Here is a 16,408-nt window from a genome sequence, read left to right as displayed (position 1 = left end):
AGGGTTTAAATCCGCTGAATTGTCTGATAAATAGACGGCAGGCGAAGGGGGGAACGGACAGGATGCCCACCAATCTCAAGATCGCCCTCATCTTCATCGGGGTCCTTGTCGCAATCGGAACGGCCGGTTTTCACGCCATCGAGGGATGGGACTGGCTCGAGTCCGCCTACATGACGGTCATGACCCTCACCACCGTCGGCTACGGGGACTTCGCGCCGCAGAGCCGCGCCGGCAAGGTCTTCACCGTGGCGCTCGTGGCCATCGGCGTCGGCACCATGCTCTACACGGTCGGCCTCGTGGCCCAGACCATGGTCGAAGGCCGCCTGATGAATCTCTTGGGGAGGGGCAGGATGGAAAAGACCATCGAAAAGATGAGCAACCATTACATCGTCTGCGGGTGCGGCCGCATCGGTACGCTCATCGCCCGGGAACTGGCCGCGGAGAAGGTGCCCTTCGTCGTCGTGGACAACCGGCCCGGGGTGATCCAGAGGCTTCAGGAGGAAGGGTTCCCTTACTTTCAGGGCGACGCCACCCACGACAAATCCCTCATCGGGGCGGGGATCCGGCGGGCCAAGGGGATCGTGTGCGTGCTGCCCACCGATGCCCAGAATCTCTACGTGATCCTCACGGCCAAGGAGCTGAACCCCGACATCTGGGTTCTCGCGCGCTCCGAGGAGGAGGCCTCGGAGCGCCGGCTGCTTCGGGCCGGCGCCGATCGGGTGATCTCACCGTACACGCTGGGCGGCAACCGGATGGCCATGGCCATCCTGCGGCCCGCCATGCTGGATTTCATCGAGATCACCACGCGCAGGCAGAGCCTGGAGCTGCGCATGGACGAACTGGCCATCGGCGACCGGTCCACCCTGATCGGCAAGACCCTCGAGGAGTCGGGGATCCGGCATCGCTACGGGCTCATCATCGTCGCGGTGAAGAAGGACTCGGGCAAGATGATCTTCAACCCTGCGGCGGGCTACACGATCGAGAGGGGCGACAAGCTGATCGCCCTCGGGGAAGAGGACAACGTCTCGAGGTTGTCGAAAGAGTGTCTCGCATGAGAATCGGGGGATCACCCCGTCATGTCCCCTCGAGGGGACGTGAGCGCATCCGCCGCCGAAGCGCACGCCGGCGCGCCTGCGACTCGAGCGCGCGGCCGTCGGCGGTCCTCCGGGCTCACCGGCATTTCACCGGCGACGGGGCGGCCGGTGATCCGGGTGCCGATCCTTCACCGCCCGCCGAGCAGTCTCTTCCCTTGCCTTGAGCCCCGTGCCCTTCTTCGCGTCTCACAGACACTCCAGCTTCCTGTGCTTCTCCTCCACCTCGCGGGCCATCTGCTCGGTGTGCTGCTGCAGCTTCCCCCGCAGCGCCTCGTCGTTCAGGGCGAGAATCCTCGCCGCCATGAGCGCGGCGTTGCGCGCCCCGGCCTTGCCGATGGCCATGGTTGCCACCGGGATCCCTCCGGGCATCTGTACGGTGGAGAGAAGCGCGTCGAGGCCCCCCAGGGAGGTCGAGTCGATGGGCACGCCGATGACGGGAAGCCGGGTCAGCGAGGCGACGACCCCGGCCAGGTGGGCGGCCGCGCCGGCGCCCACGATCAGGACCTTCACGCCCCGGCCTTCCGCCTTCTGTGCGAACTCCTTCGTTCGATCCGGCGTGCGGTGGGCCGAGGTGAGGTAGAGTTCATAGGGGATGCCGAACTTCTTGAGCGTCTCCAGGGCATCCTTCATGACGGAAAGGTCCGAATCGCTTCCCATCAGGACGCTGACCAGCACGTCACCTTTCTTTTTCATACGCTCGCTCCGCTCGATGGCTTGGGGCAAAGGGCTGAAGGCTAGAGGCAAAGGGCAGCGGCGGTGAGCATCGTTCTTCACCTTATGCCTTATGCCATCAGCCTTTCGCCTGCTTTTTAATGTTTGAAATGCCTGACGCCGGTGAACACCATCGCAATCCCGTGCTCGTCGGCCGCCTGGATCGACTCCTCGTCGCGGATCGAACCGCCGGGCTGGACGATGGCCGTCACGCCGGCCTTCGCCGCCGTGTCGACGACGTCCCGGAAGGGGAAGAAGGCGTCGGAGCCCATCACGGTCCCCTGCGTGGGGGCCGTGGCCTTCATGATGGCGATCTTGACCGAGTCGACGCGGCTCATCTGGCCTGCGCCCACGCCCACGAGCCTGTCCTTCGTGGTGAGCACGATGGCGTTGGACTTCACGTGCTTGACGACCCTCCAGGCGAAGTCCAGGGCCTGGTACTCCTCCTCGGTCGGCGCGCGCTTCGTCACGACCTTTGCCTTCCGGATGTCCGTGGCGTCGGCGTCGCGCTCCTGGACGAGGAGCCCGCCGACGACTCGCCGGAAGTCATACCCGGCCTTCCCGGCGGCGCAGGCGGGGTCCACCTCGATGAGGCGCAGGTTCTTCTTCGACGCGAGCACCTCCAGGGCCTCGGGCTCGAACTTCGGGGCGATCACGACCTCGAGGAAGAGCTTGGCGATCTCCTCGGCGGCCTTCCGGTCGACGGGCCGGTTGACGGCCACGATGCCGCCGAAGGCCGAGACGGGGTCCGTCTCGAGGGCCTTCCGGTAGGCCTCGCAGATGTCGCCCGCGGACGTGGCGGCCCCGCAGGGGTTGGCGTGCTTCATGATGACGGCCGTCGGCAGCTCGAAGTCGCAGGCCATCTGCCAGGCGGCATCGCTGTCCATGATGTTGTTGTACGAGAGCTCCTTGCCCTGCAGCTGCCTGCCGCCGGCGATGCCGGCCGCCAGGGGGGCCTCTTCCCGGTAGAAGACGGCCTTCTGGTGGGGGTTCTCGCCGTAGCGCAGGTCCTGCGCCTTCCGGAACTGCAGCGTGTAGACATCGGGGAAGTCCTTCCTGCCGTCTCCCGGCACGATGGTGCCCAGCCAGTTGGAGATGGCGGCGTCGTAGCGCGCCGTGAGCTGGAAGGCCTTGGTGGAGAGGGCGAAGTTGGTCGTTTCGGAGACCTCGCCGCCCGTGCGCTTCATCTCGTCGAGGATCATCGGGTAGTCCGCGGGGTCCGTGACGATGCTGACGAAGCGGTAGTTCTTTGCCGCCGAGCGGACCATCGTCGGGCCGCCGATGTCGATGTTCTCGATGGCCTCATCGAGCGTGCAGCCCGGCTTGGCCACGGTGTCCTCGAAGCGGTAGAGGTTGACGACGACCATGTCGATCATCTCGATGCCATGCTCCTTGGCCGACTGCATGTGCTCCCGGTGGTCGCGAAGGGCCAGCAATCCCCCGTGGACCTTCGGGTGCAGGGTCTTGAGCCTTCCGTCCATCATCTCGGGGAACCCCGTGTACGCCGAGACGTCGGTGACGTCGATGCCCGCCGCCTTGAGCTGGGCCGCCGTGCCCCCCGTCGAGAGGATCTCGACGCCGAAGGCCTTCAGCCCCTTTGCAAACTCCACGATGCCCGTCTTGTCGGTGACGCTGATCAACGCCCTCTTGATCTTGTTGCCCATTCGCTGCTCCTCTGCTTCTGAATCATGGAATGATGGGGTGGTGGAATGGTGGAATCATGGGGCGCGGACAATGTCTTTGCCCCGTATTCAGGAATATTCCAATCACCCCCGTATGTTCTTCATGTGGTCGATGCGTCTCTGGATGAGCGCCCTCGTGCCGATGTCGGGCCGGTGATCGACGGGGCCCTTCACGGCCGAGATGGCGCTCTCGGCGATCCTTTCGGCCTCGTCGAGGCTCTCGGCGATGCCGACGACGCCGATGGCCCTCGAGGAGGTCATGTAGAGCCCGTCGACCCGCTTGTCGACCGATGCGTAGTAGAGCCTCGCGTCGCCCACGTCGCCCACGTCGATCTTCGCCGACGTCGACTTTGCGTCGGGGTGGTCCTTGGGCAGGCCGTAGCCCTTCGGCACGATGTACTTGCACACGGTGGCCTTTCTCTCGAACTCGACGGCGAGACGGTCGAGCGTGCCGCTCACGACGGCCCGGCAGATCTCGACGAAGTCGGTCTTCAGAAGCGGCAGGATGTTCATCGCCTCGGGGTCCCCGAATCGGGCATTGTATTCCACGAGCCGCACGCCGTCGCGGGTGATCATGAAGCCGCCGTACATGATGCCCTTGTAGTAGTCGCCCGTCTCCCTGTGGATGGCCTCGGCCACCCTTTGCGTGATGGCAAGCCCCTCTGCCGCGTCCTCGGGCCGCATGAACGGCAGACTGTGGTCGGCGTCGGAGTAGGAGCCCATGCCGCCCGTGTTGGGGCCCCTGTCGCCGACGAAGCGCCGCTTGTGGTCCTGCACGGGTGGGGTGGCCACGACGGTCTTCCCGTCGGTGATGCACTGCAGGGAGAACTCCTCGCCCTCGAGCTTTTCCTCGATCACCACGGCGGGGTGCTCCCGAAGGACCTCCTTGCAGTACTCGAAGGCCTCTTCCCTCGTCTGGAAGTGATCGCCCTGGACCTTCACGCCCTTGCCGCCGGTCAGCCCGTCGGGCTTCACGACGATGCCCGGGAGGTCTTTCAGGAACGACTCGATCCCGGCAATGGACGTGAACGTCTCGTAGCGGGGGTTGCCGGGGATGCCGTATTTCCGCAGCAGGTCCCGCGTGAAGGACTTCGATGTCTCGAGACGCGAAAGCCCTTTCTTGGGGCCCACGGCGGGAATCCCGGCGGCGAGGAGCGCGTCGACGGCCCCGAGATTCAGGGGGTCTTCGGGCCCGACGACGGCGAACTCGCAGCCGTTGGCCTTGGCGAAGGCCATGAGAGCCGGCAGGTCCTCGTAGGGCCCGACGAGGAACTTCGCGGACAGGGCGGCGATCCCGGGGTTGTTTGTCTTCATGTAGGAAAAGAGTTTCGGGTCATGGCGGGAGCGCATGATCGCCTCGGCGATGGCATGCTCCCGGGCCCCGTTTCCGACCAGCAGCACACCCGGCATGAAACACCTCCTCCCGGTCGCCCGTTGACCGCGGAAATTATTGAATATAAAGGGGAAATAGTCAAAACGATGGGCTGCATCATAGCGGAAACGGGCCGTCAAGTCAATGAAAACGGTTGCGCACGCGTCGCTGGAGACAGGCCTCGTGCGGCCTGTGGGGGCCTTCCGCCCCGCCCGGCTTGCCTCCGCAATCGGTAACGTCAAGTGTTATGTGTCATGACGAGGAAAGGGGTCATGGTTTTTTCTTTCAGGTTCTCATGGGTAAAGATGGCATAGAGGATTCTCTCCATGCTGGTTCGATCGGAGAAGACGCCCATGGGGCGGGTTCTCCTGCGGACCTCGCGGAATCTGCGTTCGATGAGGTTGGTGGTCCGGATCGTGGGCCAGAGCTTGGGATGGGGCAGCCGGAAGAACGCCAGGAGTTCTTCCTCGTGGCTCATGAGGCTCTTGACGGCCTTGGGATAGAGCGGGCGCCAGATGCGGCAGAAGCGCTGCAGGACGGCTTGGGCCTCGCGCAGAGAGGCGGCATGGCTGATGGCGTGCAGGTCCTTCTTCATGGCGGCCTGGTCGCTCTTGCGGGCGTAGTTGAGGACGTTGCGGGTTTTATGCACCCAGCAGCGCTGCAGGGGCACCTGCGGATAGACAAAGGGCAGGGCGGCCAGCAGGCCCCGGCCCCCGTCGGTGATGATCATCTCGAGCCCCTCGCCCGTGAGTCCCCGTCGATACAGATCCGTGAGGAAGACCTCCCAGGCGCTCTGTGACTCGGCGTGGGCGATCCGGAAGTCGATGATCTCCTTGCGGCCCTGGGCCGTCACCCCCAGGACCACCAGGACGACGCGCGTGGAGGCCCCGGCTCCGGTTCTGCGCTTGAGCACCACCCCGTCGAACAGCAGGAACCGGTAGGCTCGGCGCAGCGGCCGTCTGTGGAAGGCGCTCACGGCCGCATCGAGCCTCCGGGCCACCCGGCTCACCGTCGTGGCGCTGACGGGCTCGCCCAGAACCGGCATCAGGGCGTGGGCGATCTTGCGGGTGGAGATCCCGAGGACAAAGCACGCCAGGATCATCCGCTCCACGCAGCCGATGCGGCGGGCGTAGGCCCGGACCACCCCGATCATGCTGGTCTTGCGGCTCCGGGGCACCCGCAGCTCGATATCCCCCAGCTCGGTGAGCAGGTGACGGCAGTAGCTGCCGTTGCGCCGGTCCGCCAGCGAGCGGCCCACCTCGTCGAGATAGCGGTCCAGCCGGTCGTTCACTGGTCTTCCAAGATCCCGACCAGGGCCTGACGGGCCGCAGAGCGGTAATCCGCATCCCACTCCGGCGACAGGTTCATCTCCTTGATTATCCGGTGCGCTTGTGACAAACTCTTGATCGGCAAACCAACTGTCCTCATGGGGTACCTCCTTATGGGATGTCGCAATCTTGGGGGTACCCCTTTCCTGTCTCTGACACAAGATATGATACGCTACCTCCGCAATCCCTATCCTTGACTTTTCAGGGAATGTCCGATACACTCCAGCTGTCTTTAACCCGTCGATTCCGCTGAATAATTTCTAGCCCCGGGTACACGGCCCCTTGGACCCCTACGTCACATTCAAACTCGTCCTGATGGGACTCTGCCTGCTCCTGTCGGGTTTCTTCTCGTCCTCCGAGGCCGCCCTTTTCTCCCTGACGCCCCTTCACCTGCACAAGATGCGGGAAGAGCGCTTTCCCTTCTTCTCCACCGTCGAGAGGCTGCTCGAGACGCCGCGGCGGCTGCTGGTCACCATCCTGGCGGGCAACGAGGCCGTCAACGTCATCCTGTCGGCCACGGCCACGGCCCTGTTCATCAGCCTCTACGGCGAGCAGGGCAAGTGGCTGACCGTCGCCGCCGTGAGCCCGCTGCTGTTCCTGTTCGGCGAGGCCGCCCCGAAAATCTTCGGCAAGACCTACTCCATGCGGCTCTCCTCGTTCGTGGCGCCGCTGATGGCCCTCGTGCAGAAAGTGGAGTTCCCGCTGGTCTGGCTCCTGGAGAAGATCTCCCTGTTCATCCTCGGGCCCCTGCGGGAAAGGCAGCCGACGGAGGGTGAGGCACTCATGGAAAATGAGTTTCGCAGCCTCGTCGACGCGGGGCACCAAGAGGGGATCCTGGATGAAGGCCAGCGGGACCTGATCCACCGGGTCTTCGACCTGGCCGACACGCCCGTCTGCGACATCATGACCCCGAGGGTCGACATGTTCTGCCTGTCGATATCCGAGAGCCCCGCGGCCATGCGGCAAAAAATCATCGAGCAGGGCTACTCGCGCATCCCCATCGTCGGAACGGGTCCCGATGACATCGTCGGGGTCCTCTACGCGAGGGATCTGCTGGGGCTGATGGCGGAAGGCAGATCGCCGCAATCGGTGGAGCCCCTGCTGCGCAAGGCCTACTTCGTTCCCGAGGAGCGCAGCGCCGAGCAGGTTCTGCGGGATTTCCAGAAGCGCAACATGCACCTGGCCTTCGTCGTGGACGAGTACGGGGGCATCTCGGGCCTTGTCACGATGGAGGACATCCTGGAAGAGCTCTTCGGGGACATTTACGACGAGCGGGACACGCGCGAGAGGCCGTTCCACCGAATCGACGAGAAAACCCTGACGGTCTCGGGCGCCCTCTCGATCAACGCCTTCAACGAAGCAGCCGGCACCGCCATCCCGTCGCAGGACTTCGGGACCATCGGCGGCTACGTGCTGCATCTCTTCGGCGCCTTGCCCGCGCGGGGGGATCGGGTCACCGCCGACGGGCTGACTTTCGTCGTGCGGAAAATCCGGGGGACGCGGATCCTGAGCCTCCGTGTGACACGGCAGGAGGATGTATACCCGTGAGCGAGTTCTTCCTGGTCCCGCTGATCCTGGGCTGCATCGCCCTGGAGGGGCTGTTCTCCGGCGGGGAGATCGCCCTCATCTCCGCCGACATCCACCGCATCCGCCAGCGGGCGGAGGCCGAGTCCCGGCCGGCGGCGATCGCCCTGAGGCTGCTCGAAAACCCGGAGTGGTTTCTGACCACGTGCCTGATGGGGACGAACCTTTGCGTCATCACCAGCACGGCCCTGGCCACATCGTTCTTCATGCAGATCCTCGGGCCGGCCCGGGGCGAGTGGGTCTCCGTGGCCGTCATGATCCCCTCGATCCTGATCTTCGGCGAGATCGTGCCGAAGAGCTATTTCCGACACCGCGCCGAGAACAAGGCCGTCCTCATCGCCCCCTTCATCTGGGCGGCCTCGTGGGTCTTCTGGCCCTTCGTCTTCGCGATCTCGAAGATCGCCCGCGGCGCCCTGTACGCGCTGGCCGGTCAGAGGGGGAGGCTCTCCCTTCCCTACATCACCAAGGACGGGTTGAAGTACCTCCTGCACGAGGAGGCCGTTCAGACCGACGTCAAGCGCTCGGAGAAGGAGATGGTCGACCGCATCTTCGACTTCTCCGAAACGAGCGTCGGCCGCGTCATGGTCCCTCTCTCGAACGTGGCGGCCATCGGCGAGGAGGCCGCCTTCGGGGATGCGGCGCGGCTTTTCTCCGAGACCGGCTTCTCCCGGGTTCCGGTCTATCAGGGCAGCGTGATCAACGTGATCGGGATCGTGCATGCCTTCGATGTCCTCAAGGACATGCCGGCCTCGGCCTCGCGGCCCGTCCGCGCGGCGATGCGCCAGGCGCTCTTCGTGCCGGTCAGCAAGCCCATCGACGACCTCCTGCCGGAGATGCAGCGCCGCGGCGAGCCGATGGCCGTGGTGGTCGACGAGTACGGCGGCGCCGTGGGCATCGTGACGATCGAGGATATCCTCGAGGAGATCGTGGGCGACATCCGCGATGAGTACGACAAGCGCGAGCGGGACGTGCGCAGGCTCGCCCCCGGACGGTACCTGGTGAACGCCCGGATCGGCATCAAGAGGCTGCAGGAGGTCGTCCCCCTGCGCCTGCCGGAGGGCCCGTACGAGACGCTCGCCGGCTACCTGCTGCACCAGATCGGCCGGATCCCGCGCAGGCTGGAGCAGTTCCACGCAGGCGGAATCCAGTATGTCATCGAGGATGCCGACGTGAAGTCGATCAAGCAGGTGCAGATCATCCTTCCCGCGGGAACCGCAGCTGCAAAGAAAGAGGATGGGCCGGCCGAGCAGCCGAAAGGGGCATGAGACGGCACCGTCCGGAAAGAACGAACAAGAGAGGATTGGGATGAAGACGGAAGGCAGAGCGTTTGCGACGCTGATCCTTGCGGCCGGCAAGGGCACGCGGATGAAATCGGACCTGGTGAAAATCCTCCACCCCGTGGCCGGAAGGCCGATGCTGGACTACGTCCTCAGCCTCGCCGAGCAATTGGGCTCCTCCCGCATCGCCGTCGTCATCGGCCACCAGGCCGAGCTGGTGGAGGCGCGCTACGCCAACCGCGGCCTCACGTTCGTCTACCAGCGCGAGCAGCTCGGCACCGGCCACGCCGTGCTGCAGGCCGCAGGCGCGTTCGAGGGTTACCGGGGAACGATCCTGATCCTCTGCGGCGACGTGCCCCTGCTGCAGACCGCAACGGTCAGCGGGCTGATGGAGCACCACCGCGCCGCCGGGGCGGCCGTCACGGTTCTGACGACTCTCCTCGATGACCCATCCGGCTACGGCAGGGTCGTGAAGGACGACGGGGGCAACGTGCTGGGCATCGTGGAACACCGCGATGCCACGGAGGCGCAGAGGAGGATCCGCGAGATCAACACGGGGATCTACTGCGCCGAGAACCCTTTTCTCTTCGATGCGGTCCGCGAGATCGGCAACGACAACGCCCAGGGGGAGTACTACTTCACGGACATCTTCGCCATCGCCCGCCGCAGGGGGGTCCGCACGGCCTCCGTCGTCGCGCCCGACCCCGGCGAGGTCATGGGCATCAATTCGCCCGAGGACCTCGACCGGGCCACAAAGATCGTGCAGGAGCGGCTGCAGGAGAAGCTCAAGGACAGCCGGTGATAACAACAAAAGGCCCGCGGCGCGGGCCCCTGCAAGCAAAAACGGCGGGATGCGTTCCCGCCGTTTCTGCTTGCCCGATACCCCGGACCCTGTGCCCGAGCCCTGCTCATTTCATGTTCTTCCGGATCAGCTCCGCGAGCTCGTTGGCCATGGCCGTGATCTCCTTCTGCGACGGGCCCTCGACCATGACGCGGCACAGGGACTGGGTTCCCGAGAAACGCACCAGGACCCGCCCCTTGCCGGCGAGCTTCCTCTCGGCATCGGCGATGGCCTTGCGGACGGCGGGGGACGAATCGAGATCCTTCCGTTTCTCCACGGTGACGTTGACCAGCACCTGCGGCAGGGTCGTCATGACAGCGGCCAGCTCTGACAGGGGCTTTTCTTTCCGTTTCATCACGGCGAGGACCTGCAGCGCCGACAGGATCCCGTCGCCCGTCGTCGTGTGATCGAGGAAGATGAGGTGCCCGGACTGCTCTCCCCCGAGGTTGTACCCGTTCTTCAGCATGCGCTCCAGGATGTATCGGTCACCCACCTGCGTGCGGATGAGCCTGATGCCGGCCGCCTGCATGGCGATCTCGAAGCCCATGTTGCTCATCACGGTGGCCACGACGGTGTTCTTCCTGAGCTGCCGCCGAGCCTTCATGTCGAGCGCGCAGATCGCCATCAGGTGATCGCCGTCGACGACGCCGCCCTTCTCGTCGGCAAAGATCACGCGGTCGGCGTCGCCGTCGAGCGCGATCCCCGCGTGGGCCCTGTGCCTGCGGACCGCCGCGGCGACGGCATCGGGGTGAGTGGCCCCGCACTTGAGGTTGATGTTCTTTCCGTCGGGGCTGTTGGCGATGGGGATCACCTCGGCACCCAGCTCCTCGAGGACGAGCGGGGCAATGCGGTACCCCGCGCCGTGTGCGCAGTCGACGACCACCCGGAGCCCCTCCAGCGAGAGGGTCTTGGGGAAGGCGTTCTTCAGGAACACGGCGTAACGCCCCTCGGCCCCGGCAATCTCCCTCGTGCGGCCGATCGAGGCGCCGGACGGCGCCGACTCGCCGAGGCTGCCGGAGGCCATGAGGGCCTCGATGCGCGCCTCGGCGGCATCGGGGAGCTTGAGGCCGTTGCCCTGGAAGATCTTGATCCCGTTGTCCTCGAAGGGATTGTGGGAGGCCGAGATCATGATGGCGGCGTCCGCCTTCATGTCCTGGGTGAGAAAGGCCACCGCGGGCGTGGGGAGCACCCCCACGGTCAGCGCGTCGACGCCCATGGAGCAGATCCCCGCCGCGAGGGCATCCTCGATCATGGGGCCGGAGAGCCGCGTGTCACGGCCGATGAGAATGCGGTGCCTGCGGGCGGCGTTGCGGTAGAGGCTCGCAACGGCCATGCCGGCCCGAAGCATGAGCGCCGGCGTCATGGGGTGACGGTTGGCGACACCCCGAATCCCGTCGGTGCCGAACAGCGTTCTTTCCGTCTCTGCCATAGGGGACAACCTCCGCCCGAAGGCGCCGGATTCATGCGTGAAAACCCATTGCGGCAACCTTGCAAAAAGCGGCCCGTTTATAGCACGGACACCGGCGGATGAGAAGTTTTTTCCTTGCAATGGCGCCCCTTGCCCCCTAAGGTAGAAGCGAAATCCGAAGGGTGTGAACCGATGAAAATCGCAGCCCTCGATCTGCCCAACAACCTCATCCTGGCCCCGCTGGCGGGGATTTCGGACCTTCCGTTCCGGACGATCGTCCGGCGCTTCGGCTGCGGTCTGTGCTACACGGAGATGGTCAGCGCCGACGGGATCGTGCGGGGACAGAGGAAGACCCTCGACCTGCTGCGCAGCGGCCCGGGCGACCGGCCCCTGACCGCCCAGATCTTCGGGTCCGATCCCGGCGTGCTGGCCGCGGCGGCTTCGATCATCGAAGAACGGGGGCTTGCGGACGCCGTGGACATCAACATGGGCTGCCCCGTGAAGCCCGTGATCCGCAGGGGTGCCGGCGCGGCCCTGATGCGGGACCCCGGGCGGGTCCGCCTCATCGTTCGGGAGGCTCGCCGCTCCGTCCGGATCCCCCTGACCGTCAAGATTCGGGCAGGCTGGTCGCCGAAGGAGAAAAACGCCCTCGAGATCGCCCGGATCGCCGAGGGGGAAGGCGCCGACGCCATTGCCGTTCACCCGCGGACGGCCCTGCAGGGGTTCGGCGGGCGGTCGGACTGGTCCGTGATCGCCGAGGTCAAGGCGGCCTTGAAAATCCCGGTCATCGGCAACGGGGACGTCGCGACCCCCGGGGATGCCTCGGCCCTGCTCGGGCAGACGGGGTGCGACGGGATCATGATCGGGCGGGGGGCCCTGGGGAACCCCTGGATCTTCCGGAACACGCTCAGGCACCTGGCAGGCGAGGGCATCGAACTTGCAAACCTCGATGAAAAGCGCTCGGTCATCGGGGAGCATCTCGAATTGTCCGTTGCGCGATACGGGGAACTCACGGGCATAAAGAGTTTCCGGAAGCACCTGTTCTGGTACACCAGGGGGCTCAGGGGGAGCGCGGCCTTCCGGAAGGGAGCGGGGACGATTACCGGAAAGGACAATGTTCTCGCGGCCGTTTCGGCCTACTTCCAGACCCTCGGGGACAGGGAACCGGCAGAGAAAAAGCCGCTTGACTTTTTGGAAAAATTGAACATAAGCTTCAATCAAAGCACGACTTTTTCCCGGCCGGATCCGGGAGGCACGGAGGAGAGGTAGAACGGCATCGTGGAACTCGTCAAGTTCAGGGAACTCGAGCAGAGGATAAAGGGACTCGTCGAGGAACATCAGGCACTGAGGAAGAGATTAAAGGAGTTAGAAGAGCTAGTCGAAATAAAGAGCGGAGAAGTCAGGGAGGCAAACAGCAAGATCGCCAAACTCAACGAGGAAAGGGATTCCGTCAGACAGAAGGTGGACACGCTACTGGATTTGCTGGAGGATATAAACGCATCAGAGCAGACATCGGGGTTGTTGTTTGAAAAAAAGGTTTGATCTCAAAATCATGGGTCATAACGTCTCCGTGCTGAGTGATGCCAGTGATGACCATGTTTTGAGGATCGTGGAGCAGATCAACAACAAAGCGGAGGAAATCAAACGCGCCTCAAGGAACTTGACGACTCTGAACATCGTCATGCTGGTCGCCCTGAATCTGGCCGATGAGCTGATTCGGCTTCGGGGCGAACAGGAGACGATCTGCAATCAGCTGGAAACCCGGTCGGAGGAACTGATCCACCTCATCGACCGGGAAGGTAACGGGAAGAACATTCCCCTGCGATGTGCGTGATTAACAAAATCCTTTGAGCTAACACCTGATGACAGGGAGCCCTCCCTGGTAGGAAGTGTGCAGGTCCCGAGAGGAAAGCCTGACTCCACACACAGGGCGCCCACCTTGTTGACAAGGTTCAAGGTTATTCGTTAACACGGCATAGGCGGGGGATTCTTTTTTGCCCCGCTCCAAAAGAATAACCCCCCGACATTGCTCATGTTTGTCCCGCCTCGACTCCCGTCTGAATGGATTCCAAGGCACTGAAGCGGAAGGATCGACATCCACGCATCGGTCTTCCCTTGCCATCATGGATAAGGAGGTGACCTCGTTTGGACTTTTTACCTGTCATCATCGCCATCGCATCGCTGATCGCCGGTATCGCCTTCGGATACCTGATCCGGAAGATGATCACGCGGGAAATGCAGTCCTCCGAGAATCTTGCCGTCCGGATCGTCGAGGAGGCCAAGAAGGAGGCCGACAACATCAAGAAGGAGGCGGTTCTCCAGGCCAAGGAGAGCCTGCTGAAGACGAAGGCCGAGTTCGAGCGGGAGGCGCGGGACCGCAAGGCCGAGCTCGACAAGCTCGAGGCGCGCCTGCGCTCCAAGGAGGAGAACCAGGAAAAGCGGATCGACATGCTCGTACAGAAGGAGAGCAACATCGAGAACCGCGAGAAGGCCCTCCAGCAGAAGGAAAGCGCGCTGCAGGAGAAGCACGAGCGCCTCAACCGGATCATCGATGACCAGAAGGAGAAGCTCGAAAAGATCGCCGGGCTCACGGCCGAGGAGGCCAAGGCCCAGCTCATCCAGTCCCTCGAGGCGGAGGCCAAGCGCGAGGCGGCCATCCTCATCCGAAAGGCCGAAGAGGAGGCCAAGCGCATCGCAGACAAGAAGGCCCAGGAGATCCTCGCCTACTCCATCCAGCGCTACGCCGGGGATTTCGTGGCCGAGAGCACCGTGTCGGTGGTCAGTCTCCCGACGGACGAAATGAAGGGCCGGATCATCGGCCGCGAGGGCCGCAACATCCGCGCCATCGAGGCCGCCACGGGGGTCGATCTGATCATCGACGACACGCCGGAGGCCGTGGTGCTCTCCGCCTTCGATCCCGTGCGCAGGGAGGTGGCGAAGATCTCCCTCGAGCGCCTCATCAGCGACGGCCGGATCCACCCGGGCCGCATCGAGGAAGTGGTCCGCAAGGTGCAGAGCGAGGTGGACAAGATCATCCAGGAGACGGGGGAGCGGGCCTCCTTCGACGTCGGGGCGCATGACATCCATCCCGAGCTCATCACCTTGCTCGGCAAGCTGAAGTACCGCTCCAGCTTCTCCCAGAACGTTCTCCAGCACTCCATCGAGGTGGCCCACCTGACGGGCATGATGGCCTCGGAGCTGGGGCTCGATGTGCGGGAAGCGAAGCGGGCCGGGCTGCTGCACGACATCGGCAAGGCCGTGGACCACAAGCTGGAGGGCACGCACGCCGAGCTCGGGGCCGAGTACGCCAAGCGCTTCGGGGAGCACGAGCGCATCGTCGAGGCCATCGCGACCCATCACGACGACGGCCGCAACAACAGCATCCTGGGCGTCCTCGTGCAGGTGGCGGACACCCTCTCGGCGGCCCGCCCGGGCGCCCGCAGGGAGATGCTCGAGACCTACGTGAAGCGGCTCCAGGAACTCGAAGGTATCGCCAAGTCCTTCAACGGCGTCGAGTCGTGCTTCGCCATCCAGGCGGGCCGGGAAATCCGGATCCTTGTGCAGAACGACAAGATCTCCGATGACGAATCCCTCATCCTCTGCAAGGACATCGTCAAGAAGATCGAGTCCGAACTGACCTACCCGGGTCAGATCAAGGTGACCGTCATCCGGGAAACGAGGGTGACGGACTTCGCGAGATAAGACGGGTCCCATGCAGATCCTGTTCATCGGGGATATTGTCGGGCGGCCGGGGCGCCGCGCCGTGCGGGAGCTCCTGCCGGGGCTCGTGAGAGAACGCGGCATCGATCTGGTCGTGGCCAACGGCGAAAATGCCGCCGCGGGCTTCGGCATCACGCGGGACACCGTGGACGAGCTCCTGGAATGCGGGATTCACGTGCTCACCACGGGAAACCACGTCTGGGACAAGAGAGAAGTCCTGGGCTTCATCGACGAGTACCCGAACCTCCTGCGGCCCGCCAACTATCCCGAGGCCTGCCCCGGGATCGGCCATGCCGTCGTGCATACGGCCGCGGGGAATCCCGTCGCGGTGGTGAGCCTCGCAGGACGGGTCTTCATGCACCCCGCCGACTGTCCCTTCCGCACGGTCAAAGGCCTTCTGGAGGGCCTCCGGCGGCAGACGCCCGTCATCATTGTGGACATGCACGCCGAGGCCACCTCGGAGAAACAGTCCATGGGCTGGTACCTGGACGGGGAAGCCAGCGCCGTCCTGGGAAGCCACACACACGTTCAGACCGCGGACGAGACGATCCTTCCGGGGGGCACGGCCTACATCTCCGACGTGGGCATGACGGGACCGCACAACTCGGTCATCGGCATCGAGAAAGCGATGATCATCGACCGGTTCCTCACGGGGATGCCCTGCCGCTTCGAGGTCGCCCGCGGCGACACCCGCCTCCAGGGTGTCGTCGTTGCGGTGGACCCGCAGAACGGGAGGGCCCGGTCCATCGAGCGGGTGAATGTGAGAATCAAGGAATAACACAGTCGGGGAAGCTGAGAAGCCCGGGAAATCAGCAGCCATGAGCGCAAACGAAAAAAGGGATTGAAAAACCCCCATTTTTTTCGTATCTTCCCTTCTTTCTAACTTCTCAACTTCGCGGTTGTTTTTATGAAGAGCGTCTACGATGTACTGGCGGAGAGAGGCTTCATCGAGCAGGTGACCGACGAGGCCGAGGCCCGCCGGATCCTGGCCGGCGAGAAGGTGACCTGCTACATCGGGTTCGACCCGACGGCAACGAGCCTCCACATCGGGAGCCTCGTGCCCATCATGTCCCTTGCCCACATGCAGCGAAGCGGCCATAGGCCCATCGCGCTGGTCGGCGGAGGGACGGCCATGATCGGCGACCCCAGCGGCAAGACCGAGATGCGCCAGGTCCTCTCGAGGGAGAAGGTCGAAGAAAACGCCGAGGCCATCAAGAGGCAGCTCTCCCAATACCTGGATTTCGGGGAGGGGAGGGCCCTGCTGGTCAACAACGCGGACTGGCTGCTGCCGCTCAAATACATCGAGTTCCTCCGGGACATCGGGCGTCACTTCAGCGTCAACCGGATGCTGGCGGCCGAGAGCTACCGGATGCGCCTCGAGACAGGTCTGA

Annotated in this window: 15 protein-coding genes, 1 other RNA gene and 1 pseudogene (1 of these 17 only partly in view); 11 read left to right on the top strand and 6 right to left on the bottom strand. The window is 64.3% G+C overall.

Translation table 11 applies throughout. The annotated features are described in order from the left end of the window. The first annotated feature begins 62 nt into the window (after nucleotides 1-62). Complete coding sequence (locus HPY67_14350) at nucleotides 63-1,055, top strand: potassium channel protein (protein NPV05896.1); 993 nt, start codon at nucleotides 63-65, stop codon at nucleotides 1,053-1,055. Nucleotides 1,056-1,280: 225 nt separating this feature from the next. Here the strand turns inward: HPY67_14350 and purE are convergent, their stop codons facing one another. The 5 genes from purE to HPY67_14325 all read right to left on the bottom strand — a co-directional run bounded on the left by purE (nucleotide 1,281) and on the right by HPY67_14325 (nucleotide 6,287). Then, a complete protein-coding gene (gene purE, locus HPY67_14345) occupies nucleotides 1,281-1,787 on the bottom strand; it encodes a 5-(carboxyamino)imidazole ribonucleotide mutase (GenBank protein ID NPV05895.1) in 507 nt (168 codons plus the stop codon). Nucleotides 1,788-1,903: 116 nt separating this feature from the next. Then, nucleotides 1,904-3,469, bottom strand: coding sequence for a bifunctional phosphoribosylaminoimidazolecarboxamide formyltransferase/IMP cyclohydrolase (gene purH, locus HPY67_14340; protein ID NPV05894.1), 1,566 nt, complete (start codon nucleotides 3,467-3,469; stop codon nucleotides 1,904-1,906). 102 nt (nucleotides 3,470-3,571) lie between these two features. Then, nucleotides 3,572-4,897, bottom strand: a complete 1,326-nt coding sequence (purD, locus tag HPY67_14335; GenBank protein ID NPV05893.1) for a phosphoribosylamine--glycine ligase — start codon at nucleotides 4,895-4,897, stop codon at nucleotides 3,572-3,574. Nucleotides 4,898-5,097: 200 nt separating this feature from the next. Beyond that, nucleotides 5,098-6,150, bottom strand: coding sequence for an IS256 family transposase (locus tag HPY67_14330; GenBank protein ID NPV05892.1), 1,053 nt, complete (start codon nucleotides 6,148-6,150; stop codon nucleotides 5,098-5,100). Then, nucleotides 6,147-6,287, bottom strand: a complete 141-nt coding sequence (locus HPY67_14325; GenBank protein ID NPV05891.1) for a hypothetical protein — start codon at nucleotides 6,285-6,287, stop codon at nucleotides 6,147-6,149. The genes HPY67_14330 and HPY67_14325 overlap by 4 nt, the downstream gene beginning before the upstream one ends. A 182-nt stretch (nucleotides 6,288-6,469) precedes the next feature. Between HPY67_14325 and HPY67_14320 the strand changes: the two genes are divergently transcribed. From HPY67_14320 to HPY67_14310, 3 genes are read left to right on the top strand one after another with little or no spacing between them, the layout of a single operon-like run. After that, nucleotides 6,470-7,735: an HlyC/CorC family transporter gene (locus HPY67_14320; protein ID NPV05890.1), complete on the top strand. Its 1,266-nt coding sequence runs from the start codon at nucleotides 6,470-6,472 to the stop codon at nucleotides 7,733-7,735. Beyond that, nucleotides 7,732-9,036 carry an HlyC/CorC family transporter gene (locus tag HPY67_14315; GenBank protein NPV05889.1) on the top strand — a complete coding sequence of 435 codons (1,305 nt, stop codon included), beginning with the start codon at nucleotides 7,732-7,734 and terminating at the stop codon, nucleotides 9,034-9,036. The genes HPY67_14320 and HPY67_14315 overlap by 4 nt, the downstream gene beginning before the upstream one ends. A 40-nt stretch (nucleotides 9,037-9,076) precedes the next feature. Next, nucleotides 9,077-9,850, top strand: coding sequence for an NTP transferase domain-containing protein (locus HPY67_14310; GenBank protein ID NPV05888.1), 774 nt, complete (start codon nucleotides 9,077-9,079; stop codon nucleotides 9,848-9,850). 106 nt (nucleotides 9,851-9,956) lie between these two features. Here HPY67_14310 and HPY67_14305 read toward each other — a convergent pair whose 3' ends face one another. After that, the gene (locus HPY67_14305; protein NPV05887.1) at nucleotides 9,957-11,318 is read right to left on the bottom strand and encodes a phosphoglucosamine mutase; all 1,362 of its coding nucleotides are present in this window, start codon (nucleotides 11,316-11,318) and stop codon (nucleotides 9,957-9,959) included. A gap of 171 nt (nucleotides 11,319-11,489) precedes the next feature. On the opposite strand from HPY67_14305, the gene dusB reads away from it, so the two are divergent. From dusB to HPY67_14270, 7 genes and pseudogenes are all read left to right on the top strand, one after another. Beyond that, on the top strand, nucleotides 11,490-12,566 hold the full coding sequence (dusB, locus tag HPY67_14300) for a tRNA dihydrouridine synthase DusB (GenBank protein NPV05886.1): 1,077 nt from the start codon (nucleotides 11,490-11,492) through the stop codon (nucleotides 12,564-12,566). A 9-nt stretch (nucleotides 12,567-12,575) separates the two neighbouring features. Next, nucleotides 12,576-12,839 (top strand): cell division protein ZapB, encoded by a 264-nt coding sequence (zapB, locus tag HPY67_14295; protein NPV05885.1) that lies wholly within the window; start codon nucleotides 12,576-12,578, stop codon nucleotides 12,837-12,839. Nucleotides 12,840-12,849: 10 nt separating this feature from the next. After that, a pseudogene (locus tag HPY67_14290) lies at nucleotides 12,850-13,074 on the top strand (cell division protein ZapA). A 36-nt stretch (nucleotides 13,075-13,110) separates the two neighbouring features. After that, nucleotides 13,111-13,287, top strand: a non-coding RNA gene (gene ssrS, locus HPY67_14285) — 6S RNA. A gap of 155 nt (nucleotides 13,288-13,442) precedes the next feature. Further along, on the top strand, nucleotides 13,443-14,999 hold the full coding sequence (gene rny, locus HPY67_14280; GenBank protein NPV05884.1) for a ribonuclease Y: 1,557 nt from the start codon (nucleotides 13,443-13,445) through the stop codon (nucleotides 14,997-14,999). 10 nt (nucleotides 15,000-15,009) lie between these two features. Then, on the top strand, nucleotides 15,010-15,795 hold the full coding sequence (locus HPY67_14275) for a TIGR00282 family metallophosphoesterase (protein ID NPV05883.1): 786 nt from the start codon (nucleotides 15,010-15,012) through the stop codon (nucleotides 15,793-15,795). Nucleotides 15,796-15,924: 129 nt separating this feature from the next. Next, nucleotides 15,925-16,408, top strand: the beginning of a protein-coding gene (locus HPY67_14270; GenBank protein ID NPV05882.1) for a tyrosine--tRNA ligase. It continues 800 nt past the right edge of the window; 484 of the gene's 1,284 nt are visible here — the first part of the coding sequence; its start codon is at nucleotides 15,925-15,927; its stop codon lies beyond the right edge, outside the window.

Source organism: Syntrophaceae bacterium (genome assembly GCA_013177795.1).
In the GTDB taxonomy this organism is placed as follows: domain Bacteria; phylum Desulfobacterota; class Syntrophia; order Syntrophales; family UBA2192; genus UBA2192.
Note: the sequence above shows the minus strand (reverse complement) of the source record. Positions and strands in the feature narration are given on the sequence as shown.